Below are 22,439 nucleotides of genomic sequence, written 5' to 3'. Positions count from 1 at the left end.
ATCAAATTCTTACTATTTTCACTAGCAACTAGAAATTACTTATTATTATGTTTTACTGTTTCAGCGGAGCAATGCAATCATTACATAATTAGGGGGATTTCTATATGACATCAAAATTGAAGATGCGAAATATTATTTTTATTTTAATCGGTTCCGCTATATTTTCTTTCGGTATTGTGAATATCAATATTGAAAACCACCTTGCAGAGGGTGGATTTACTGGTATTACACTATTATTGTATTTTTTATTTAAGTTTGATCCTTCCTACTCAAACTTAATTTTAAATATCCCTATATTTTTTATTGGTTGGAGGTTACTTGGCAGAACGACATTTTTATATACATTAATTGGCACCTTTAGCGTATCTTTATTTCTATGGATTTTCCAGCGTTACGAAGTACTCAACTTACATTTAAACTTGCAAAATGATATGACACTCGCAGCTTTATTCGCCGGGGCATTTATCGGTATCGGCCTTGGAATAATATTTAAATATGGCGGGACTACTGGCGGTGTAGATATTATCGCACGACTAGCTCACAAATATGTTGGCTGGAGTATGGGGAAAACAATGTTTATGTTTGATGCTGTCGTTATCGTAGTCTCTATTCTTACCTATTTATCATACCGCGAGGGCATGTATACGCTAGTTGCTGTTTTTATCGGTGCTAAAGTCATTGATTTTATGCAAGAAGGAGCTTATGCTGCCAAAGGAGCGACTATTATCTCAGAGAAAAACGATGAAATTGCTGCCAAAATTTTATCTGAAATGGAGCGCGGAGCAACCTTTTTAAAAGCTGTTGGATCGTATACAAAAGTGGAACGTAACGTATTGTATTGCGTTGTTGCTAAAAATGAAATCGTGAAATTAAAGAATATCATTACTTCTGTAGATCCTCATGCTTTTGTCGCTGTAAGTGATGTACATGATGTAGTTGGTGAAGGATTTACGTTAGATGAAAATAAAAACCCTTTACATAATTAAATGTAACTAGAAAAGCGCCTTAGCTTTTCTAGTTTTTTATTACAAGTCTTTTAAGCTTCTCAAAATCCTCATGAATAAGCTCCAATAAACTCCGATTACAAAAAATGGAAGCTGGATGAAAAGTCGGAAAAACATGATATTCTTTCTCTGACCATGTAAACTCTGCACTTTGCATATCCTTTAATTTTTGAATGGGCTGTTTTAATAATTGCCCGTGTATATCTGTGATTTTTTTATTTTTTCCTGTTAAACGTTGAAGACCGATATTTCCAAGCGTGACGATAAGCTTCGGATGTATTTTCTCTAATTCATAATCTAACAAAGGCGCATGGGCAACTATTTCTCCCTGATTTGGCGTTCTATTATACTTTTTTTGTATGATTTCACCATTTCGTTCTTTTTTCTCTCGCCATTTATAAGGTCTACTTCGAACAGCGCTCGTAATATATACTTCTTCCCTTGTAACATCAATACGCTCTAAAAAATCCATTAATTGTTTTCCCGCCCTCCCGCTAAACGGAATCCCATTATGAATTTCTGTTTCACCAGGCGCTTCTCCTAACAACATAAATTTGGGATTTTCAGGACCTTGTCCACTTAAAAAACCTTCTAGTTGATAAGGAGCACTGCGCTCTTGCACTTGTTTTACTAAATGGTCTGGATATTTCATTTCCCCCCACCGCCTTTCCGCATTACTTCTATTATTTCTATTTGCAATACATTATATAATTCAATCTATACAATAAAAAAAGACTATCAAAATTGATAGTCTTTAGTCGTCGCTACGCTGCATACCAGTATACATTAATACGAGACGTAATAATTCAAATACCGCTACAGCTGCAGCTGCTACATATGTTAATGCTGCCGCATTTAATACTTTACGAGCTTGCCCATATTCATCTGTTGATACAATACCTAACGCTTCAATTTGTTGCATTGCGCGCTTTGACGCATCAAACTCAACTGGCAATGTAACGAGCTGGAACACAACACCTGCTGCCATTAAAATGATACCTAATAACAACAAACCAGACATTTGTGCAAATATACCGATTAGGACGAAAATCCAAGACATATTCGAACCAAAGTTTGCAACTGGCACTAACGAATGACGAACGCGCATAAATTTATAATCTTTTGCATCTTGAATTGCGTGTCCTACTTCGTGTGCTGCAACTGCTGTACCAGCAACTGAATGTCCATAATAGTTATCTGTTGATAATCGAACCGTCTTAGCGGTTGGATCATAATGGTCTGATAAATGACCTGGTGTTTCTTCTACAGCTACGTTGTATAATCCATTTTCATCTAAAATTTTTCGAGCCACTTCCGCTCCTGTCATACCTGATGTTGAATAAACTTGTGAATACTTGCTATAGGCACTACGTACTCTTGACTGTGCATACAACGGTATGATCATTATGATCGCGAAGTAAATTAAATAAAACATCATGAACCTCCATTGAAGTTTTAATTATAGTACTTCTCATTCTATTTTCTTCTGCCACTATTGTCAATGAATAAACCTTACAATCCATATCTTTATTTATTGCATTATCTATTTTTAGAATGTACATTACTTTTTCTTTTTTCTCTCTCTCCTTTATACTTTCTCCATCCAACATAAGTTAATGTGAATAAAATAAGTCCCCCAGTAATTGTCATAAACCAAATGAGAGAGGGTGCAATTTCATCTTTTTTTACTGTGTGAAATATCTTTTGCAAATCCCCTTTAATAATCCCTAATTGCATTTGGCCGCCTTTCGTTTTTAACATAACGTTACGAAATTCATCTAAATAAGATAAATGAACATTTACACGCTGAACCTCGTTTTCTGGCAAAGCAATCATTAAGCTTGGATAAATAATATTGAATTCATTTAAAAACGTATTTAACGTTTGTTGAAACTGCCCAGCATCTTCTTTTTCCATCGCTTTTTCCATTTGAGAAAAGGCATCCATTACTTTCCTTTCTCTTTCCATCCAAAGTGGTTGATATTTCGATACTTGTGCATCAACAGCAAGTTGTAATGCCAGCACATTATCAATTTTAGCTTGCTTACCTAAACCTTCTTCAGAGAGCGATTGTTGCGCCTTATCGTAAGCTAAAGAAATAACTCTAACTTGATCTGGTGTTACTTCCTGCTTCTTTTCATTCCCCTTTATTAAAAATTGCTCCGAGAAATGTTGTAATACTTGTACCGCTTTTTCATCTTCATTACGCTTCACTAACTGTAACGAGTCGTCTAACAACCCTGTTAGCTCATTCCACTCTTCAGCATATATACGTAACGGAAACATTATAATTAGAAATGCTATCAATCCAATTAATGTTCTCTTCATCCCGGTCCCCCCTATAACTACTAGTACAAAATATGTTAATTTGGACAAGAATAGAACAGAACTAGACCGAAAAATATATTATCATTTTACAAAGAAAAAAATTCTCTTTAAGCAGAGAATTTTTTCTGTGACATCCTTTTCTTTTTTACGAAATATCGATATAAACTGTAACAAAGTATACTACCACCTAAAATGAATAATAAAATAGCACACGCAGCATGCATAAAGAACTCTTCTGGTAACATTAATATAATTGGATCTTTTTCAGGATCAAAAACCCAATAATCATTACTAAATAAAAGTTTATGGAATAATACAAAACTCTTTTCAAAATTAATAGCAATTGGTAACATAAGCGCTATCGGAAAAATGATTGTTAAAATCGATCCATGCAGTAAAAACTTTTCATTTTTCTTTTTTAATAAATAAATTCCGCCTATCACTGCAATCATAATTGTCGCATACATCACATATTGAATCTTTACTAAAATATTTTTAACATCTACAAAATGAATACGGCCATTTGTGGACATATCTAATGTTGGCAAATGTAATGCTCCGTCATAAAACGGGGATAAATATGTAATAAGCACATCGTAATTTCTTTTAATTTCATCCTTCGTCATATCCGCTAAATCAGGAATATTTAAAAAATCAATTTCAAAATAATACAGCCATTTTCCATACACAACTGCCGTTGTTGCGAGTGCAAAAATAGAAAATGCTATGCTATATGAAACAACTAAAGTAATCAATCGATCCAATATTTTTGTACCACTCTTATTTTTCTCCATGTTCTCCCCCTAAATGTTCTAACCATCATAAAGAAAATTGTTTCCTTTGCTCACGTAAGCAACAATAATATGTAATACATAGTACAGCAATACTTAACCAAAACGTAAAATAACCAATTTCCTCTACAAACAAATGCATAATTCCATATCGCGGCATTTGCCAAAATAAATAATCAATTGCATCGTTATGCAACGTCCACACAGCTGCTACTATAAAATGCCATTTTTTTATACGATAGAATGGAGCATATAAAAATCCTTGTACTGCCATCGCAAAGTGCGAAAGCATTAACATGTAGCCCATAAGGCCAATAGGCCCTTTTACGTAAATCATAATCCCGTTTACAACAACAGCCCAAATACCATATTTTATTAAAGTTACAATCGCTAACGCTTCTATTAATCCCCAGTTTCTCTTTGCCAAAAAAGCAATTAAAACAAAGACAAAAAAGAGACTCGCCATAGGACTATCTGGTACAAACGGCCAAAATATAGGTGACGTTTCTTTCAATTGATTTCCGTACCATATAAATCCGTAAATTGTACCTAATATGTTAACAATTAATAAAAATAATAATACCGAGCGTTGTCTTAACATTGCATACAAGTACACCAATCCGTATGTCCAACACCTTTCAAGCAAAGTAATTCATTCATTAAATCCTACTCTATTATAACAAACTTCATCCAACTAAATAGAAAAGCTGACTACAAATTTTGTAGTCAGCTTTTTATTATTTTTTATTATACTTTGCAACGAATTCCGAAAGCTTCTTCAGTTCCTCATCCGTACCTTTAAATACACCTTTAGGCATTGAACCTTTTCCCTCTTTCGCAATTTTAGCAATTTCTTCTGGCTTTAAAGTTAAGTTTTGCAGTGCCGGTGCTGCTGCCCCGCCCTGTAAATTGTCACCATGACATGTTAAACAAGTATTTTTTTGCATTAATTTATAGCCATCATCATTTTTATCAACTGGCGCTGTTTTTACAATTGCTCCTTGTTTTTTTGCAGCTTCCCAGTCGTGGTGTGCTACAGATTCCCAAGTTAAAAAAATAATCGATGCAATTGCTAAAAGCATAAATCCAGTTGCCACAGGACGCTTCAATGGACGTCTTTCTGGACCTCGATCAAGAAATGGAGCTAACAGTAATGCTCCAAACGCAATCCCTGGCATAATAAATGCTCCAATTACAGTAAATGAACCGGAAGCATAAGAATACTTTAATAACTGATACAAGAATAAGAAATACCAATCTGGAAGTGGTATATATCCAGCATCAGTTGGGTCCGCCATTCTCTCAAGCGGCGACGGATGCGCCACTGTTAAACATAAATAACCGATTAAAAAAACTGCACCAACCATCCATTCTTTTAACAAGAAGTTCGGCCAAAATGCTTCTGTTTTCCCTGGGTATTCAGAATAGTCTTTTGGAATATTTGGTTTCCGAGCTACTGGTACCCGAGAATCTCCTACAAACTTCATCCCTTTGCCGCGATGCATAATCTCCCTCCTTTTGTTCTTTCCCCTTTAATTTAGCAATCTCTTATAGTGGACCGGAAATACCTTGTTTGCGAATCATGATGAAGTGGAAGGCCATTAAACCTAGAAGTGCTGCTGGTAAGAAGAAGACGTGAATAGCAAAGAAGCGAGTTAATGTTTGAGCGCCAACAATTTCGGAATGACCAGCGAGTAATGTTTTAATATAAGGACCAATGAGCGGTGTTTGCTCTGCAATTTGAATCCCTACTTTTGTAGCAAATAAAGCTTTCATATCCCACGGCAATAAATATCCGGTAAAACCAAGACCTAACATAACAAAGAAAATAAGAACACCAACAATCCAGTTTAACTCACGGGGCTTTTTATACGCACCTTGGAAGAAAACTCTGAGTGTATGTAAAAACATCATTACAATTACGAGACTAGCACCCCAGTGGTGCATACCACGAACAATTTGCCCATAAGCAACTTCATTTTGTAAATAGTAAACTGATTCCCAAGCATTTTTAATATCAGGCACATAATACATCGTCAAAAACATTCCAGATAAAATTTGAATTACAGTAACGAAAAAGGTAAGTCCTCCAAAGCAATAGACGAATGCAGAGAAGTGATGTGCCGGGTTTACATGTTCAGGTACTTCATGATCAGCGATATCACGCCATATTGGTGTAATATCCAATCTTTCATCCACCCAATCATAAATTTTATTTAACATCTACTTTGCACCCCCTCTTGGCTTCGCTTTTCCTAGATACAGCGTTCCATCTTTCACTTTAGACTCGTACACATCAAGCGGAGCAAGGGGTGGCGTACCTTTAATGTTAATCCCATCTTTTGTATAACGCCCCCCGTGACATGGGCAAAAGAATTGATTCGGATGTGCTTTGTCCGAATTCCAGTTAACTGTACATCCTAAATGTTTACATACTGGAGAGAACGCAACAATGTCTCCGCTTTCATCTTTATGAACCCAAGCCGATTTTGGTTCTTCAGACTTGTACCAACCATCAACCTGCTTCACTTTAAAATCGAAACGCTTCGGCTCTGTTGTAATATCCTTTACTTGCGCAACAGCAACCATATCTGTTCCCGCTTCTTTTCTTAACACCGGATCAAGCGCAAATCGCGTCATCGGCATTAAAATACCGGCAGCCATAAAGCCTCCTACCCCTGTGAGTGTGTAATTTAAAAATTGTCTTCTTGACACGCGATGTTCTTTGTCGCTCACGAAAATTTCCCCCCTCTATCAGAAATTGTCCCCTCGTGATAAATTATATAAAAAATAAAAACTAGGACACTATCATGATATAATACGCTCATGCACAGGTCAATATCATACTACTCATAATAATAAGAACTTTCTGTTTATTGCGAGTTTCCCCATTTCTCTTCCAACATCACCATTATATTTTTTATATGCGCATGAATAACTTCTCTTTTTGCTTGATCACTAAATTGTTCTAACGCTAATGAAGGAAACCAAAATAAATCTCCCTGTAACTCTTGCATATCCTCTTTCCATGAAAAATCACTTGTAACATAAGCAATATGCTTAAAACCTTCACTTCGTAAATGATTTGTCCATTCTTGCAAACGACCTTTTTCATTCTTTTGACTTTCTACCAAATACGTAAACGCAGGCAGTAAAAGCACTCTTCCTTTATACTCTCTTTCCAATTCCGTGCTCAACAATTCGATAAATTCGCCTTGTTCTACAACCATTTTCATTTCTTTTGCTGCCGAAATTGATAACAGCGGTATTACTCCTGTATCAACATACTCTCTTGCTTGTTCAAACTGTTCTACATCTTTTACAATCCACTTCAAATCCCTTCCCTCCTTCACTTACAAATGACAGAACTTTCACTTTATATATATTAAACCACACTAAAAGAGGTAAAAAAAGAAAAACTACCCAATATAGGTAGTTTTTCTTGATAAAAGTCTGAAATTTGTAAAAATTAATTAATCCAAATAAATTCTATAAAGTCTTTAACTCTGCCGTTAATCTATGAAACGCTTCCTTATCTTGCTTATCTAACGCTTCATCAATTTGTTTCAAAAGGCGTTCTCTCCTAAACGAAAATACACTTTCTTCCAAAAACCTTTCTGCAAGTAAACGATCTTTTTCATTTACTTCAATATGCTTTGGTAGATATGGGTTTTCTTCTAATACAGCTACATAATTCGCATTTTGAAACGATGATTTAAAGTTGAGTTGAATATAAATATCCTCATCTCGATTTAAACGAATATCATGAAACGATTTTTCAGCATCTGTTGTCATAACATTTTGTTTAAAAAAGTGAAACGGTGTGTCTTTCACACAATTCGCTGACATCACTAAGCCACGCGGACAATATTTTGCATGCTCTACGAAGTGGACTTTATGCATCAATTGGTCGTGACTCATTAAATAATTCAGAATCCATACACATTCACGCTGTTTCAGTTGGTAATTATTCAAAAACCATTTTACAAAATCCTTCTTCTCGTTTACAGAAACAGGGGTATTCATAGCAATTAAGTCCCTCCTCTGTCTTTCTCTTTTCTTTTTAGATTCAAGAAGCGGCATTCAGTTTCCTTCCAACTTATGAAAAATCCTCTAAATTATATAACAACTCTTCAATATGAATTTGTGTCGGGTCTAGTTGTAATAACTGGGTAAATACTTCTTTCGCCTCTTTTCGTTTTCCTTCTTCCAATAAGAAATAACCGTACTCTTCTAAGAAGTCTGGATGATTCTTAAAAGAAGTATATGCACTTTCATAGTGTTTTAATGCATCCGAATACATTTCTAATTGTTTTTTTGCATACGCAAGATCCCAAAGTAGTTGTGTATCTGGTTCTCCACTATCAATAGCACGCTCTACAATTGCAATTAACTCTTCGTACTTTTCTTGTTCTTTTAAGATATATGCATATTTTAATGTTGCACCTAAATGCCCTGGATCTAACTCAAGCGCTTTTTGAAGAACTTCCTCTGCTTCTACTATTTTTCCTAATTTCGCCGCAATGTTCGCTAACTCTACATAAAATGGAACTGAAAGCTCATCTACTTTAATTCCTTCATGAAGCGTTTCATAGCTTTCTTGAAGCATTCCTTCTTTTTCATAGCTTTTCGCTAAATACATGTACAGTGATGCGTACTCAGGGTCTAATTCTTTTAGTTCTTGCCAAGCACCAATTGCTCTCTGATATTCTTCACCTTGGTATAATGTAAAGGCATATCCAAATAATGAGTGAATATCTTTTTGTTCCTCTAGGCCTGCTTCATAATAAGAAATCGCTTCTTCCCAGTTTCCGATCGCGCTTAACGTTTCTGCGAGGCGAAGTGCGATCACAACACCACCCATTACTTTATGTTCCGCTAATAGCGATTCATAATAAGTAATTGCCTTTTGTTCTTCACCTTTACTACTATATAATTCTGCTAACCCAAACGTAATAACAGGTTCATCAGGCATCATTTCTTTCGCCTTTAATAGTTTTTGCTCTGCTACATCATCAAAACCTTGCATTTGGAATAAATCTGCAACAAGTAATAACGATTGAACATATAAATCGTCATTTTCTGGAATATCATGAAGCACTTCAATCGCTTCATCTTCTTTATCTAGATCAATATATAATTCTGCTAAAAATACAGTGAATTCACTTTCTTCTGGATACAGTAAACGTAAGTCTTCAGTAATTGCTAATGCCTCATCTGTAAATCCAAGCGTATGATAGTAACGAGCGATATCATACTTCTCTTCATCATTCGCAATTTTTAATTGTTCTTTTAATAATTGTAATCCTTTTTCCGCTTCACCATTTTCAATATATGAAACAGCTTGTTCAAACTTTTGCATAAACGTCTCCTTTAATTCTAAAAAATATTCTCTTCTGTTCATTTATCATAAGCAACTCACTGTTAGAACGCAACCTTTAGAATGAGCATGCTTCTTCTTATACTTCTTCTTATAGAGTAGTTAATTGTTCAAAAGGTTCGGATATGACACCGATACCTTACCATCATATTCTATTGTACCGCTTTCTTTTATGACCGTGCAAATAACTTCTCTCACTAATTATCGAGCCATACAAACCGTGGTTTACAGAATAACTTAATTAGCAGTCTTCAACCTTTATTTTGAATGCGATAAAAAAGGCTCCTATACTAGGAGCCTTCACAATCTCTTAAGAATATGTTTCTTCTTTCTGTACTTGCTCATTTACAAGCTCTTTCAGCAACTCTATAATTTCATCATTTTCTTCCTTCAAACCGACAGTAATACGAATACCATCATCGATACCAAATGCAGCACCAGAACGAACGATATATCCTTTTTTCATTAATCGTTCGAAAGCTTCATTACCTGGTATACCGAGTTTTAAGAAAATGAAATTTGTTTGAGATGGATAATAGAATACGTTATATTCTTTACAAAATGCATAATACTGATTTAAACCTTCAGCATTCTTTTGCACACAATCTTGTAAAAAGGCTTGATCTTCTAATGCAGCGAGTGCTACAGATTGGGCTACAGTTGATGTATTGAATGGTAACCTAGCTACTTCTAACTGTCCGATTAACTTCGCATCCCCAATCGCATATCCGATACGAAAAGCAGCTAAACCATATGCTTTTGAAAACGTGCGTAAAACCATAAGATTTTCATACTTTTCAAGAAGTGGTAATGTTTGCGGATAGTCTTCTGCTTCCGCGTATTCATAATATGCTTCGTCCATAATAACGAGAGCCGACTTAGGAACTGATTCTAAAAATGAAAGTAATTTTTGTTTCTCAACATATGTACCTGTTGGATTATTCGGATTACAAATCCATACAATTTTCGTTTTCTCATCTACTTGCTCTAGCATTGCATCTAAATCGTGAATACCATCTTTAAGTGATACTTCACGAACTTCTGCTCCTTCAATAACAGCATGGTGATGATATTGTGAAAACGTAGGATTCGCCATTACAACGTTTGTTCCTTCATGTAGTAACGCTCGGCTAATCATTTGAATGACTTCATCTAATCCACTACCAAATAGTAGTTGTTCTGCTTTTACACCTAAATGTTCCGCTACTTTTGTCCGAAGTTCAAAGGCATATCCATCTGGATAAAGGGCATATTGGCTCGCTAAAGAAGTTAATGCTTCTGTCACACGTGCTGAACAACCGAATGGATTTTCGTTGGATGCTAATTTCACAATTTTTGATAAACCATATTCTCTTTTTACTTCTTCAATGTTTTTCCCAGGCACATACGCTCTCAAAGTTAACAATTGCTCTTTCACTCTCATTTTTCTTCCCCCAGTCATTTCATTCAATTTGATTACAATACGGTTATAGCCCCTTACTGTAATCTTTTGTCATAACCGTCACTATTACGAGAATACCTCTAAATGAGCACTTCACAGCACTTCGCTATCATTTTAAACCATATCTTTTTGAAATGCCTCTAACGCAATATGAACAGTCTCATCTGAAATAGATACGACATTCACTACCCCATATTCCTGCATAAGCACCATATGAATTGCTCCTGCATTTGCTTTCTTATCTTGTTTCATCAATTGAACGAGGCGCTCTACATTCAAATCTCTTGGCATTTTTGGATAGCCGTATTTCAAGAACCACTGCTTCATATCTTCATAAGCAAGATCAACCTTGTACACTTGCTCACTTAAAAATATGGCGAATAACATTCCAACCGCTACACCGTCACCGTGAGTAATATTTCCATACCCTAGCTCTTTTTCAAGAGCATGTCCTAACGTATGTCCAAAGTTCAAATGAGCACGTACACCCTTCTCTGTTTCATCTTGTGACACAACATTTGCCTTTACAGGAATCGCCTTCGTTAATATATGGATTAACTTCTCATCATGAAGATCCGCTAATGTTTGCACTTCTTCTTTTAACCAATGGTATAGCTCCACATCACCGATAAGAGCATGCTTTATCACCTCTGCATAACCTGAACGCCACTCTTTTTCAGGAAGAGACTGTAAAAACGGTGTATGATATACAACTGCTTCTGGCTGATGGAATGCACCAATCATATTTTTACCTAACGGATGGTTAATCGCGACTTTCCCACCCACTGCGCTATCGTGCGCTAATAAAGTTGTCGGAACCTGCACAAAGCGAATACCACGCATAAACGATGCAGCAACAAAACCAGCTAAATCTCCAATCATTCCGCCTCCAAGTGCAAGAATTAAAGAATTTCTATCTAATTTATTTTCAAGAGCTGACGTATGAGCCGCATAGAAATTTTCGAAAGACTTCTCCTTTTCGCCACTTGGTACAACAAACGAAAACACGTGCTGCTCTACTTGTAATGCATCGATAACTGTCTGTAAATGTAGTGATGCAACAGCTTCATCTGAAATGATCATTACGTTAGATACCGCTGGCTGCATATTTTGAACGATCGTTGTTAAGTTTGACAACGCTTCTTTACCAACATGTACATCATATTCTTTTGATTTCGTTTGAATATGTATGTTTCCCATTAAAATCCCCTCGCATATTCATTATGTTTCTCAATATTTTCACGAATTAGTTCCATACGATCTAATCCGAATTGTTCTATTAAAGCTGTCGCTAATTCCCAAGCCACAACCGCTTCTGCAACGACACTAGCTGCTGGCACTGCACAACTATCTGAACGTTCAATGCTCGCTGTAAAAGGCTCTTTCGTATCAATATCTACACTTTGAAGAGGTTTATAAAGTGTAGGTATCGGTTTCATCACACCGCGCACAACAATTGGCATTCCAGTCGTCATACCGCCTTCTAGTCCACCTGCATTATTTGTTCTTCGTGTATATCCATGCTCCTCATCCCACAGAATTTCATCATGAACTTCACTTCCTGGTCTATGCGCTGCTTCAAAACCAATTCCAATCTCGACACCTTTAAAAGCATTAATACTCATAATTGCAGCTGCTAATTTCGCATCCAGTTTTCGATCATAATGCACGTAGCTACCTACTCCAATTGGCATCCCTTCCACAATTACTTCAACGATTCCACCGATTGAATCACCATTTGCTTTCGCATCATCAATTGCTTTCATCATTTGGTTACCAGCTTCTTCATCTAAGCAACGTACAGGAGATGCTTCTGTAATACTCTTTAATTCTTCAATTGAACTATACGTAATCTCCTTAGCTTGTACACCGCCAATTTCAATTACATGGCCCGCCACTTTAATACCAAGTTCTGCTAACACCTTTTTAGCAACCGCACCAGCAGCAACACGCACCGTCGTTTCGCGCGCTGACGAGCGTTCCAGTACATTCCTCATATCTCTATGACCATATTTAATCGCACCATTTAAATCAGCATGCCCAGGCCTTGGTTTTGTCACTTTCCTTTTCATCTCTTTTTCTTCTTGCTCAGTTAAAGGCTCCGCCCCCATAATTTTTGTCCAGTGTGCAAAATCACGATTTTCAACAACAAGTGCAATAGGGGAACCTAATGTTTCTCCATGTCTAACACCACTTAAAATTTGCACTTGATCCGTTTCAATTTGCATGCGTCTACCGCGCCCATATCCCTTTTGCCTTCTAGCTAACTCTTCGTTTATATCATCTGCTACTAAAGACAATCCTGCCGGAACACCTTCTATAATCGTTGTAAGTTGTGGACCATGAGATTCACCAGCTGTAATATATCGCATACGTTATTCCTCTTTTCGTATATGTATTTATCTCACTATATTAACTTTTATCATTCTAAAAATATTAAAGAAATTATATCATAAATCGACCATTTTCTTATTCTATATTTCCGATAGGCCTAATTTAAATATCAACATATCATAACAGCTCAAACTTCGTAACTAACTGAAAATAAAAAAAGTGCAAGAAGAATACCCCTATTCTCCTTGCACTTTTTACTATTATCACAGTGATTAAAGCGTTTACAAATTATTTCAAAATAATTAGTAAATCCATTCATTCATTAATTTTGAGTAGTCAACTAATTCTTCTTCTTTAAAGAAAATAGCAATCTCGCGCTCTGCGCTTTCTAAAGAATCAGAACCATGGATAATGTTTTTCGCAACAGTTACACCGAAATCTCCACGAATTGTTCCAGGAGCTGCTTCATGTGGTCTTGTTTTCCCCATCATGTTACGCGCTGTATCTACTACACCTTCACCTTGCCATACCATTGCGAACACAGGTCCAGATGTAATAAAGTCTACTAACTCACCAAAGAAAGGTTTTTCCTTATGCTCAGCGTAGTGTTGTCCAGCAATTTCCGGAGTGACTTGCATTAATTTTGCACCAACTAATTGAAAGCCTTTTTTCTCAAAACGAGCTACAATTTCCCCAATGAAGGCACGTTGTACACCGTCTGGTTTTACCATTAGAAATGTTTTTTCCATAAAAAATCTCTCCACTTCTGAATTATGTATGTAATTGTATATCCCCACACACATATTATCACCCTTATCACAATTGTGCAATAGTTTTGAAATAGAGAGATTATTTTATTTTTTAGAATAAACATTAAAATTTTCGTTTTCCAATATACTTTGCAACATTTTGTAATGCGTACTTTGCTTTTCCACGTGGAAGTGGTTTTATTATTTCTAAAGCTTTATGTAAATAACGTTCACTAAACGCAAATGCTTGATCAATTGCTGTACTATTTTTTACAGCATCAATAATTTCTTGCATTTCACTTGCTGTTGAATTTTCATGTACAGATGTGATTTTCTGACGAAGTACTGGATCTTCCATCGCATATAAAGCAGGAAGTGTAATATTCCCTTGTAGTAAATCTCCGCCAGCAGGTTTTCCAAGTTTCTCTTCTGTGGAAACGAAGTCTAAAATGTCATCAATAATTTGATAAGACATCCCTACAAAATACCCATACCAAAATAGACGATTTACCGTATCACGATTAGCACCAGCAGCAATCGCTCCCAATTGACAACTCGCGGCAATTAATAATGCTGTTTTTCGCTTTATTCTTCTTAAATACGTTCTTAAATTTTGGTCATAATTGTATTTATCTTTAATTTGTTCAATTTCACCTTTACAGACTTCTAAAATAGTATGTGATAACGCTTGATGCGCCTCTGGAATTTCGATATTTGTTATACATTCAAGAGACTTAGCGAACAGATAGTCCCCTGTATACATCGCAATACGATCTCCCCATTTCGCATTCACAGTCGCACTGCCGCGTCGTAAAAATGCAGCATCAATAACATCATCGTGAACAAGAGAAGCCATATGAATAAGTTCTAACGCAACAGCAACATGCTTAATCGCATCTAACTTATAATCTCCAAATTTCCCTGCAAGCAACACAAATACAGGACGAATTCGTTTCCCACCAGCTTCAATAAGCTGTAATGCTGCCTCTTCTACTAATGGCTGTTCAGAAGCGACTGTCTTTTTTAATTCTTTTTCTATCACATTAATATCCGATCGTAAAAAAGAGTACATAAGTTGTAACTTCATATTGTTCACCTTAACCTAAAACTTCTTTTTTCTATTTTGATTCTGGTTTAATACCTAAATGCATCGCTGCTACCCCGAAAGTAAATGGTTTCACTTGCACACGTTCAAGTCCAGCTTGCTCAAACATTTGAGCCAATTCTTTCATCCCTGGGAACGTACTAGCAGATTCTTGAAGCCATGAATATTCTTTATAACTTTTCGCAAACATCTTTCCAAATAACGGCATGATATATTTAAAGTATAAAATATACCCTTGTCGAAAACCAATCATTGTTGGTTGAGATGTTTCTAAACAGATTACTTTTCCACCTGGTTTTACTACACGTGTCATTTCTTTTAATACGTGCATATAATCCGGTACGTTACGTAAACCAAACCCAATCGTCACATAATCAAACGTATTATCTTCAAACGGAAGTTCCATTGCATTCCCATGTAGAAGTTCTACTTGTTTTAATTGTAACGCCTCTACCTTTTGCTTACCGACAGATAACATATTTTCACTGAAATCTAAGCCAACAACCTTTCCTTGTTCACCTACGGCTCCAGCTAGCGCAATTGTCCAATCTGCGGTTCCACAGCATACATCAAGCGCTTGACTACCTGGTTGTACATCCATAATTCGCATCGTTTCTTTACGCCACGCTTTATGTCTTTGAAAACTAATTACAGAATTCATCACATCGTATTTATCAGAAATCTTTTCAAATACGTCATGTACTCTTTCTTCTTTTGATTGTTGCATGCTCGTACCTTCTTCCAATGTAAAATTGCTTATGTCTTCTATTTATTCCTTAACACAGAATTTATTTCATTTATGTCTGTGTGATTTTCTAAAAATTGTTTTTCTTTCTTTCTCAATTCCTTCATCCAACCATTAATCACTACTTCTGCTTTATCCCCTAAAGCATCTTGCATAGCTTGAAAAACAGGTGAATGTTGCTTATCAGCATACAATTGAATTTCTTTTTGAAGGCGATTTCCACCTAATACGTATGTAATAAATGGCTTCCAATGTGATAAATGAAAATGATCACATGTTTTTTGAAGGAGCGCAGACTCAATCGCTACTACGCTTTTCATTATGTCATCCGTCGTTTCATGCGCTTTTTGGTATAACATAATTTTGTGTTCATTTATCTCTTTAATTCCTTCAGCAAGTGCACGAATTAAAACAATATCACGATTCATAGACAATAAATAATAATATAGTCCACTATAGTAATCGCCTGCAAGTACTGTTAATTGACGACATTTATGGAATTCAATCTCTTCCTCGCCTGCTTTATTTGATACCCTTTCATGCGTATCAAGCGCAATTTGTACAAGCATAATTGTTACTACGTAATGCTCAATTTGTTCTATATGTAAGTTTGCACTCTTTAAAGCACCATATAACAATGCTATCTTTTCTTCATCAATAAATGGTTCTTCAATATAGTTTATAAAGTAAGGATGGCGTAATTTCTCCATCAATTTTTCTTTTATACCCGCATACCCTCCGTAGATGTCACACACAAAAAATCACCCTTGTTTTCTAATTCATAAAACTTATTATAACACATACACTCTATTTTCTATAACCAAAACTTGGCTACACCTACCATTCATGTAAGCAATCTTTCTAATCTCACTCTGTCTAGTTAAAACTATATCATTTATTTACTAAAAAAAAAAAGAAAAGCAGTTTCCCGCTTTTCTTTACTTCGTTTTAATAAACGATAAAATTTCACTGCGCGCTGCAGCATCATTTTCAAGCACACCACGCACTGCTGTCGTTACTGTTTTCGCACCTGGTTTTTTTACACCACGCATCGTCATACACATATGTTCTGCTTCTACTACTACCATTACACCATGAGGCTCTAGTACTTCCATAATAGAGTTCGCTACTGTTGATGTAATACGTTCTTGCAGTTGTGGGCGACGTGCAATTGTATCTACGGTACGAGCTAATTTACTTAACCCTGTCACCTTTCCACCTTGCGGAATATATGCAACGTGAGCAACTCCATAGAATGGAACTAAATGATGCTCACACATCGAATAAAATGGTATATCTTTTACTAGTACAAGCTCTTCGTGATCTTCTCCGAATACTTTATGCAAATGCTCTTTCGGATCTTCATGCATACCTGAGAACACTTCTGCGTACATTTTTGCAACACGCTTTGGTGTATCAAGTACTCCCTCACGATTTGGGTCATCCCCAATCGCCTCTAAAATAAGGCGTACTGCATGTTCAATTTGTTCTAAATTAACTTTTGCCATCCGCTAGCCCTCCCGAAAACCTAAAAGTGATACGAACACATTCTAGCATATTTATGTTTTTAAAAGCAAAAAGAAGAGTTCCCAAAAAGGAAACTCTTCTTCCCTGTTAATATGTAAGGATTATTTAACCGCATCTTTTAACGCTTTACCAGGTTTGAATGCAGGTACTTTACTTGCAGCGATTTCAATCTCCTCACCTGTTTGTGGGTTACGACCTTTACGAGCCGCACGCTCACGAACTTCGAAGTTACCGAATCCGATCAGTTGTACTTTATCACCTTGTTTTAAAGCTTCTAAGATAGAATCAAAAACAGCGTCTACTGCTTTTGTTGCGTCCTTTTTAGAAAGGGAACTTGCTTCTGCAACAGCATTGATTAAATCTGTCTTGTTCATGCCATTCACCTCCTCCCAAAGATAAGACTGTATAATGATCATAAAATGAGTCTTACTTTCATTTGTAGGCAATTTTTGCAAATTCTATACTACAAAGATGTAGATAAATCATTATCAACGCCTATATTATACGATTCTCCTTTATAATTCAATATTTTTAAGGAAATTGTTACTCTGAAAATGTGAAAATCTGATGAAACTTGACAATTTACAACAATGTATTAGATAATGACTGTTTATTTTTCTATTTTATAATCAAAAAAACAAAAAATCCCTCTACAGTGAGAGGGATTTTTTCTTATAGTATAATCGCAATTAATCCGCCAGATCCTTCATTAATAATTCTTTCTAGCGTTTCTTTTAATTTATATCTAGCATTTTCTGGCATTAAAGATAATTTCGCCTGAATTCCTTCTCGAACAATCGAGCTAAGTGAACGTCCAAATATATCAGAATTCCAAATTGATAACGGGTCATCTTCAAAATCTTGCATTAAATAACGAACTAATTCTTCACTTTGCTTTTCAGTACCAATAATCGGCTCAAACGTTGACTCTACATCTACTTTAATCATATGAATAGATGGCGCTACCGCTTTTAACTTCACACCAAACCTTGAACCGTGACGAATAATTTCTGGCTCATCTAAGCTCATATCCGCTAATGCAGGCGCTGCTACACCATATCCTGTTTGCTTAACCATACGCAGTGCATCCGCCACTTGATCGTACTCTATTTTCGCATGAGATAAATCGAGCATAAGCTTTAATAAATGATCTTTCCCTCGAATTTCTACTCCTACTACTTCTTTTAAAATCTGATCATATAATTCATCTGGCGCATATAAATCAATCTCCGCCACACCTTGCCCCATATCAATGCCAGCTAGGCTCGCTCGATCAATAAATTCATATTGACTAAACTGCCAAACAACGCGATCCACATCACGAAGACGTTTTATATCCTTCACAGTTTCTTGAACTGCTTCTTGATAACTTTGACGCAACCAATGCCCTTCATTTAGCACCATTACCCAGCTCGGAAGGTTCACATTCACTTCTAATACAGGGAATTCAAATAGCGCTTCACGAAGTACATTATATACATCTGTTTCTCTTAAACTCTCCACACTCATTGCAATAACCGGGATATCATATTCTTCTGATAAACTTTGGCGTAATTGCTCTGTATCTGGATGATACGGCTGTACCGTATTAATTATCATAATGAAAGGTTTTCCTACTTCTTTCAACTCATTTACAACGCGTTCTTCTGCCTCTATATAATCTCTTCTTGGAATTTCACCAATTGTTCCATCTGTTGTAATTACAACACCAATTGTTGAATGTTCTTGAATTACTTTACGCGTGCCGATTTCTGCAGCTTCATGGAATGGAATAGGTTCTTCATACCAAGGGGTATTAATCATGCGCGGGCCATTCTCATCTTCATAGCCCTTCGCTCCAGGAACCGTATATCCAACACAATCTACTAATCGAATATTCACTTCAAGTCCTTCATCTACTTCGATAGAAACCGCTTGGTTTGGAACAAACTTCGGTTCCGTCGTCATAATTGTACGACCAGCAGCACTTTGAGGCAATTCATCCTGCGCTCTTTGACGGTCAGACTCATTCTCAATATTTGGAATAACTACAAGTTCCATAAATTTTTTAATGAATGTTGATTTCCCTGTTCGAACAGCTCCTACAACTCCAAAATAAATATCACCGCCTGTTCGTTCTGCAATATCTTTAAAAATATCTACCTTTTCCAAGTGATTCCCTCCCTCAAAATTTTTGGGAATAATTCCGCGTTTATAGTCAACTAATACCTTCTCTAACGTTGCCTATAATATCTGATATAATATAATGGTATTCTAGAAGTTCGGACAATATATCATATAATTTTGTCCAATTTCATATGACTATTAAAAAATATCTTTTGTTTGCATCGTAAGTTGTATAACATAAAAAACCTTTCTTCTAGAACTTATTCACTAAAAGAAAGGTTCATGACTTATCATTTTAAAAAAATTGGTTCTCCGTCCTTTACTGTGTACGGTAAAGAATAAGCTGGTACAAACGGGGAACCTTTCGAAAGTATATTTCGAATATCTTCTCCCTCCGCAAACTGCCCTTCATTTCTTTTCAAAGCGTCATATAAGTCGATTCTATAATCAACAAAAACTTCTCCTTTTTCATTAATTACAAAAGGAAGTCCTTTACCAGAATATGGACTTGTCACTTGTGGCACATCTTTATATCCTAGTTTTTTGAAATCCAATTCATATACACCATCTGAAATTACTTTTTTAAAAGGTGGATATTGATGTTCATCACGATACATCCTAAGCTTTAAAGATAGTTCCTGAATTTGTTCAGCTATCCTAACATCAATTAACTTTACTGTTGGATTTGTTTCAACGTCTATTAATACGTATTGGTATACTCCTCCACTTTCATACGCATTCCCTGGCGCTTCTTGTATGTAACGCGGGGCAATCTGTTGAAAATCGATTGGATACTTTTGATAAATAGGTGTACTCATATCCCTCGTCTTAATTGGCAATATCCCATCATTTTGCTCCTTAAATGTCACAACAGCTTTTTGAACAACCTGTAGCTGATCTTCATAAGGAACCGCATTTTGCTTCATATTTTCTTTCGGATACAGACACCCCGTTAAAAGGCTCATACAACAAAATATTAAAATAATATGGAATTTTTTCACTACCATCACCTTTTCATACTAATCTAACTTGCTCCGTATGTAGTATTTTCGAGACCATTCCATTTACTGCTGTACAGGTCCACTAAATACAACAAGAAAAATAACAATTCCTGACACAATCATAAGGGTGTACGCTACTAACGCTGTAATCCCTTTCAAAAATTTATTCTTTATTTTATGTCTACTTAATAAAATAAAACTTACTGCAAAAAACATAAATCCAATTGCCCCTAAAGCTAACCACATTTTCATAAGCCCTTCTGACATATACACACCCCTTTTTATTAATCTATTTTTATACTATTTTAACAAATTAAAATCTTTAAACAAATACAAAAAGAACTTTTTACTACAAATTGCGAATATGTAACTTTAATCAATAGGTTTTCCAGCATTTCTCACCAATCTAGACAAAAATAAAACCGAAGCGATTGTATCTCTCGCTTCGGTTGACCAAATATGCCCAAAAACAGCTCTATTCCCATTCTTTCATGGCTATCATATGCAATCTACAAACTCTTTGTTTCTCATAATTTATTTTTTAAACATTTTGCTTAACGAGCCAAAATCTGTTGGCATATTATTATTAATAATCGCTTTTACAATTTGATCCTCTTGCTCTTTCGGCACTTCACGTCCCGCCATAAGAGCCACTTGATGAATTAATTGACGAAGTACAGTTTCATCACGTAAATTCGCATTTTGCACGGATGATGCTAATTTAAAAATATCCTCTTTATTTACTTTCGCTTCCTTCTCAATATTATTAAAAATGTTATTATCCATTCTTTTCACCCTCTCCTCAAGTTACTCTTCATCCTATGCAAAAATGAAAAAATGGTGAAAAGACCCAAAAAATAAAAAAAGCGATAGAAGTACAAATGTACTTCTGTCGCTTTTCTTTACAGTAAATCAGGTATAGCTTCCACTTCATGTTTTCGAACACGCCCCATCAATGAGCCTACCGCAGCTTTTACGTTATTCCCATTGAACAGCACGTCATATAAAGCAGCTGTAATCGGCATTTCAACTTCCATTTTCTCTGCCAATTCATGAGCAGCTTTCGTTGTTCTTACACCTTCCACAACCATACCCATACTTTCTAACACTTCTTCTAAAGAGTGTCCTTTTCCAAGCATATTTCCAGCGCGCCAATTTCGGCTATGAACACTTGTACACGTTACAATTAAGTCTCCCATACCAGTTAGACCAGCAAACGTTAACGGATTCCCGCCCATTTTTCTTCCTAAACGAGCAATCTCTGTTAAACCACGTGTCATCAATGCCGCCTTTGCATTATCACCTAATCCAAGACCATCAGTTATACCAGCAGCTAATGCGATAATATTTTTTAACGCACCACCAAGTTCAACTCCAACGATATCTGGATTTGTGTATACACGGAAATAACTATTCATAAATAAATCTTGTACTTCCTCAGCCGCTTCCATACGCTTTGCTGCAGACGTAACTGTTGTCGCTTGTCGTAAACCGACTTCTTCAGCATGACTCGGTCCAGACAGTACAACAACATCTTTAATTAAATGCTCTGGAATTTCTTCCTCAATCACTTCCGAAATACGTTTTGACGTACCAGGTTCAATTCCTTTGCTCGCATGAATCCAAGTAATTGGTTCAGTAACAATTTCTTTCATCTCTTGTAATACATCTCTGTACGCTTTCGTTGGTACTACTAGCAGTACTGTATTTACATCTACTAATGCTTCTTCTAAAGAAGAGTAGGCTACGATTGTGCTTGGCAATGTAATGCCTGGGAGATATCGACTATTCTCATGTTTCGTATTAATTTCATCCATAAGTTCTGGGCGATTTCCCCAAATACGTACATCATGTCCATTGTCAGCTAATACCATCGCTAACGCTGTTCCCCAGCTACCTGCTCCTACTACTGTGATTTTTGTCATAAA

At 36.0% G+C, this 22,439-nt stretch carries 26 protein-coding genes; 1 reads left to right on the top strand and 25 read right to left on the bottom strand.

Annotated features, from left to right (window positions below; translation table 11 throughout):
- Positions 1-104: 104 nt before the first annotated feature.
- A complete protein-coding gene (locus EBQ15_RS15460) occupies positions 105-986 on the top strand; it encodes a YitT family protein (protein ID WP_000202121.1) in 882 nt (293 codons plus the stop codon).
- 28 nt (positions 987-1,014) lie between these two features.
- Here the strand turns inward: EBQ15_RS15460 and EBQ15_RS15455 are convergent, their stop codons facing one another.
- From EBQ15_RS15455 to EBQ15_RS15335, 25 genes are all read right to left on the bottom strand, one after another.
- The gene (locus EBQ15_RS15455) at positions 1,015-1,656 is read right to left on the bottom strand and encodes a uracil-DNA glycosylase (RefSeq protein WP_000876870.1); all 642 of its coding nucleotides are present in this window, start codon (positions 1,654-1,656) and stop codon (positions 1,015-1,017) included.
- Positions 1,657-1,758: 102 nt separating this feature from the next.
- Complete coding sequence (locus EBQ15_RS15450) at positions 1,759-2,442, bottom strand: zinc metallopeptidase (RefSeq protein ID WP_058839490.1); 684 nt, start codon at positions 2,440-2,442, stop codon at positions 1,759-1,761.
- A 101-nt stretch (positions 2,443-2,543) separates the two neighbouring features.
- Positions 2,544-3,332 (bottom strand): sporulation protein YpjB, encoded by a 789-nt coding sequence (ypjB, locus tag EBQ15_RS15445; RefSeq protein ID WP_000831584.1) that lies wholly within the window; start codon positions 3,330-3,332, stop codon positions 2,544-2,546.
- Between the two features lie 107 nt (positions 3,333-3,439).
- Positions 3,440-4,126 carry a lipoprotein intramolecular transacylase Lit gene (lit, locus tag EBQ15_RS15440; protein WP_000414377.1) on the bottom strand — a complete coding sequence of 229 codons (687 nt, stop codon included), beginning with the start codon at positions 4,124-4,126 and terminating at the stop codon, positions 3,440-3,442.
- A 25-nt stretch (positions 4,127-4,151) separates the two neighbouring features.
- Positions 4,152-4,742 (bottom strand): lipoprotein heptaprenylglyceryl N-acetyltransferase LhaT, encoded by a 591-nt coding sequence (gene lhaT, locus EBQ15_RS15435; RefSeq protein WP_025967075.1) that lies wholly within the window; start codon positions 4,740-4,742, stop codon positions 4,152-4,154.
- 118 nt (positions 4,743-4,860) lie between these two features.
- A complete protein-coding gene (gene qcrC, locus EBQ15_RS15430; protein WP_000554603.1) occupies positions 4,861-5,628 on the bottom strand; it encodes a menaquinol-cytochrome c reductase cytochrome b/c subunit in 768 nt (255 codons plus the stop codon).
- Positions 5,629-5,671: 43 nt separating this feature from the next.
- Positions 5,672-6,346, bottom strand: coding sequence for a menaquinol-cytochrome c reductase cytochrome b subunit (gene qcrB, locus EBQ15_RS15425; RefSeq protein WP_000932700.1), 675 nt, complete (start codon positions 6,344-6,346; stop codon positions 5,672-5,674).
- Positions 6,347-6,859, bottom strand: a complete 513-nt coding sequence (qcrA, locus tag EBQ15_RS15420; RefSeq protein ID WP_001280593.1) for a menaquinol-cytochrome c reductase iron-sulfur subunit — start codon at positions 6,857-6,859, stop codon at positions 6,347-6,349.
- A gap of 137 nt (positions 6,860-6,996) precedes the next feature.
- On the bottom strand, positions 6,997-7,458 hold the full coding sequence (locus EBQ15_RS15415) for a YpiF family protein (RefSeq protein ID WP_000871314.1): 462 nt from the start codon (positions 7,456-7,458) through the stop codon (positions 6,997-6,999).
- A gap of 154 nt (positions 7,459-7,612) precedes the next feature.
- Positions 7,613-8,149 (bottom strand): ReoY family proteolytic degradation factor, encoded by a 537-nt coding sequence (locus tag EBQ15_RS15410; protein WP_001095925.1) that lies wholly within the window; start codon positions 8,147-8,149, stop codon positions 7,613-7,615.
- A gap of 73 nt (positions 8,150-8,222) precedes the next feature.
- The gene (locus tag EBQ15_RS15405) at positions 8,223-9,485 is read right to left on the bottom strand and encodes a tetratricopeptide repeat protein (protein ID WP_001168671.1); all 1,263 of its coding nucleotides are present in this window, start codon (positions 9,483-9,485) and stop codon (positions 8,223-8,225) included.
- 328 nt (positions 9,486-9,813) lie between these two features.
- The gene (gene hisC / locus EBQ15_RS15400; protein WP_001264023.1) at positions 9,814-10,926 is read right to left on the bottom strand and encodes a histidinol-phosphate transaminase; all 1,113 of its coding nucleotides are present in this window, start codon (positions 10,924-10,926) and stop codon (positions 9,814-9,816) included.
- Between the two features lie 132 nt (positions 10,927-11,058).
- Complete coding sequence (gene aroB / locus EBQ15_RS15395; protein WP_000526812.1) at positions 11,059-12,144, bottom strand: 3-dehydroquinate synthase; 1,086 nt, start codon at positions 12,142-12,144, stop codon at positions 11,059-11,061.
- Positions 12,144-13,316 carry a chorismate synthase gene (aroC, locus tag EBQ15_RS15390; protein ID WP_001269386.1) on the bottom strand — a complete coding sequence of 391 codons (1,173 nt, stop codon included), beginning with the start codon at positions 13,314-13,316 and terminating at the stop codon, positions 12,144-12,146. Before aroC ends, aroB begins: the two co-directional genes overlap by 1 nt.
- 264 nt (positions 13,317-13,580) lie before the next feature.
- Entirely contained in the window at positions 13,581-14,027 is a 447-nt protein-coding gene (ndk, locus tag EBQ15_RS15385) for a nucleoside-diphosphate kinase (protein ID WP_000415883.1), read from the bottom strand.
- A 124-nt stretch (positions 14,028-14,151) separates the two neighbouring features.
- The gene (gene hepT, locus EBQ15_RS15380; protein ID WP_000776077.1) at positions 14,152-15,114 is read right to left on the bottom strand and encodes a heptaprenyl diphosphate synthase component II; all 963 of its coding nucleotides are present in this window, start codon (positions 15,112-15,114) and stop codon (positions 14,152-14,154) included.
- Positions 15,115-15,145: 31 nt separating this feature from the next.
- Complete coding sequence (gene menG / locus EBQ15_RS15375) at positions 15,146-15,859, bottom strand: 2-heptaprenyl-1,4-naphthoquinone methyltransferase (RefSeq protein ID WP_001187674.1); 714 nt, start codon at positions 15,857-15,859, stop codon at positions 15,146-15,148.
- A 38-nt stretch (positions 15,860-15,897) separates the two neighbouring features.
- Complete coding sequence (locus EBQ15_RS15370) at positions 15,898-16,632, bottom strand: heptaprenyl diphosphate synthase component 1 (RefSeq protein WP_000332850.1); 735 nt, start codon at positions 16,630-16,632, stop codon at positions 15,898-15,900.
- 183 nt (positions 16,633-16,815) lie between these two features.
- Positions 16,816-17,385 (bottom strand): GTP cyclohydrolase I FolE, encoded by a 570-nt coding sequence (folE, locus tag EBQ15_RS15365; RefSeq protein ID WP_001151482.1) that lies wholly within the window; start codon positions 17,383-17,385, stop codon positions 16,816-16,818.
- Positions 17,386-17,505: 120 nt separating this feature from the next.
- Complete coding sequence (locus EBQ15_RS15360) at positions 17,506-17,778, bottom strand: HU family DNA-binding protein (RefSeq protein ID WP_001043860.1); 273 nt, start codon at positions 17,776-17,778, stop codon at positions 17,506-17,508.
- A gap of 298 nt (positions 17,779-18,076) precedes the next feature.
- Positions 18,077-19,555 (bottom strand): stage IV sporulation protein A, encoded by a 1,479-nt coding sequence (gene spoIVA, locus EBQ15_RS15355; protein WP_000416519.1) that lies wholly within the window; start codon positions 19,553-19,555, stop codon positions 18,077-18,079.
- A gap of 245 nt (positions 19,556-19,800) precedes the next feature.
- A complete protein-coding gene (locus EBQ15_RS15350; protein WP_000713405.1) occupies positions 19,801-20,511 on the bottom strand; it encodes a hypothetical protein in 711 nt (236 codons plus the stop codon).
- Positions 20,512-20,574: 63 nt separating this feature from the next.
- Entirely contained in the window at positions 20,575-20,778 is a 204-nt protein-coding gene (locus EBQ15_RS15345; RefSeq protein WP_001289004.1) for a DUF2768 domain-containing protein, read from the bottom strand.
- A gap of 267 nt (positions 20,779-21,045) precedes the next feature.
- Positions 21,046-21,297: a stage VI sporulation protein F gene (locus EBQ15_RS15340; protein ID WP_000369754.1), complete on the bottom strand. Its 252-nt coding sequence runs from the start codon at positions 21,295-21,297 to the stop codon at positions 21,046-21,048.
- Between the two features lie 116 nt (positions 21,298-21,413).
- Positions 21,414-22,436 carry an NAD(P)H-dependent glycerol-3-phosphate dehydrogenase gene (locus EBQ15_RS15335; RefSeq protein ID WP_000161762.1) on the bottom strand — a complete coding sequence of 341 codons (1,023 nt, stop codon included), beginning with the start codon at positions 22,434-22,436 and terminating at the stop codon, positions 21,414-21,416.
- Positions 22,437-22,439 lie beyond the last annotated feature (3 nt).

Origin of the sequence: Bacillus sp. 2D03 (assembly GCF_003946765.1) — a bacterium.
GTDB lineage: Bacteria > Bacillota > Bacilli > Bacillales > Bacillaceae_G > Bacillus_A > Bacillus_A cereus.
The sequence above is the reverse complement of the archived record's forward strand: the minus strand, read 5'-3'. Positions and strand labels throughout refer to the sequence as shown.

Coding starts and splice junctions, on each gene's coding strand:
- qcrB (WP_000932700.1), bottom strand. CDS start 6,346: ATGTTAAATAAAATTTATGATTGGGTGGATGAAAGATTGGATATTACA.
- ndk (WP_000415883.1), bottom strand. CDS start 14,027: ATGGAAAAAACATTTCTAATGGTAAAACCAGACGGTGTACAACGTGCC.
- EBQ15_RS15405 (WP_001168671.1), bottom strand. CDS start 9,485: ATGCAAAAGTTTGAACAAGCTGTTTCATATATTGAAAATGGTGAAGCG.
- folE (WP_001151482.1), bottom strand. CDS start 17,385: ATGGCAAAAGTTAATTTAGAACAAATTGAACATGCAGTACGCCTTATT.
- EBQ15_RS15455 (WP_000876870.1), bottom strand. CDS start 1,656: ATGAAATATCCAGACCATTTAGTAAAACAAGTGCAAGAGCGCAGTGCT.
- qcrC (WP_000554603.1), bottom strand. CDS start 5,628: ATGCATCGCGGCAAAGGGATGAAGTTTGTAGGAGATTCTCGGGTACCA.
- EBQ15_RS15360 (WP_001043860.1), bottom strand. CDS start 17,778: ATGAACAAGACAGATTTAATCAATGCTGTTGCAGAAGCAAGTTCCCTT.
- aroC (WP_001269386.1), bottom strand. CDS start 13,316: ATGCGATATATTACAGCTGGTGAATCTCATGGTCCACAACTTACAACG.
- aroB (WP_000526812.1), bottom strand. CDS start 12,144: ATGGGAAACATACATATTCAAACGAAATCAAAAGAATATGATGTACAT.
- EBQ15_RS15340 (WP_000369754.1), bottom strand. CDS start 21,297: ATGGATAATAACATTTTTAATAATATTGAGAAGGAAGCGAAAGTAAAT.
- hisC (WP_001264023.1), bottom strand. CDS start 10,926: ATGAGAGTGAAAGAGCAATTGTTAACTTTGAGAGCGTATGTGCCTGGG.
- ypjB (WP_000831584.1), bottom strand. CDS start 3,332: ATGAAGAGAACATTAATTGGATTGATAGCATTTCTAATTATAATGTTT.
- EBQ15_RS15450 (WP_058839490.1), bottom strand. CDS start 2,442: ATGATGTTTTATTTAATTTACTTCGCGATCATAATGATCATACCGTTG.
- menG (WP_001187674.1), bottom strand. CDS start 15,859: ATGCAACAATCAAAAGAAGAAAGAGTACATGACGTATTTGAAAAGATT.
- hepT (WP_000776077.1), bottom strand. CDS start 15,114: ATGAAGTTACAACTTATGTACTCTTTTTTACGATCGGATATTAATGTG.
- EBQ15_RS15345 (WP_001289004.1), bottom strand. CDS start 20,778: ATGTCAGAAGGGCTTATGAAAATGTGGTTAGCTTTAGGGGCAATTGGA.
- EBQ15_RS15460 (WP_000202121.1), top strand. CDS start 105: ATGACATCAAAATTGAAGATGCGAAATATTATTTTTATTTTAATCGGT.
- lit (WP_000414377.1), bottom strand. CDS start 4,126: ATGGAGAAAAATAAGAGTGGTACAAAAATATTGGATCGATTGATTACT.
- EBQ15_RS15335 (WP_000161762.1), bottom strand. CDS start 22,436: ATGACAAAAATCACAGTAGTAGGAGCAGGTAGCTGGGGAACAGCGTTA.
- EBQ15_RS15410 (WP_001095925.1), bottom strand. CDS start 8,149: ATGAATACCCCTGTTTCTGTAAACGAGAAGAAGGATTTTGTAAAATGG.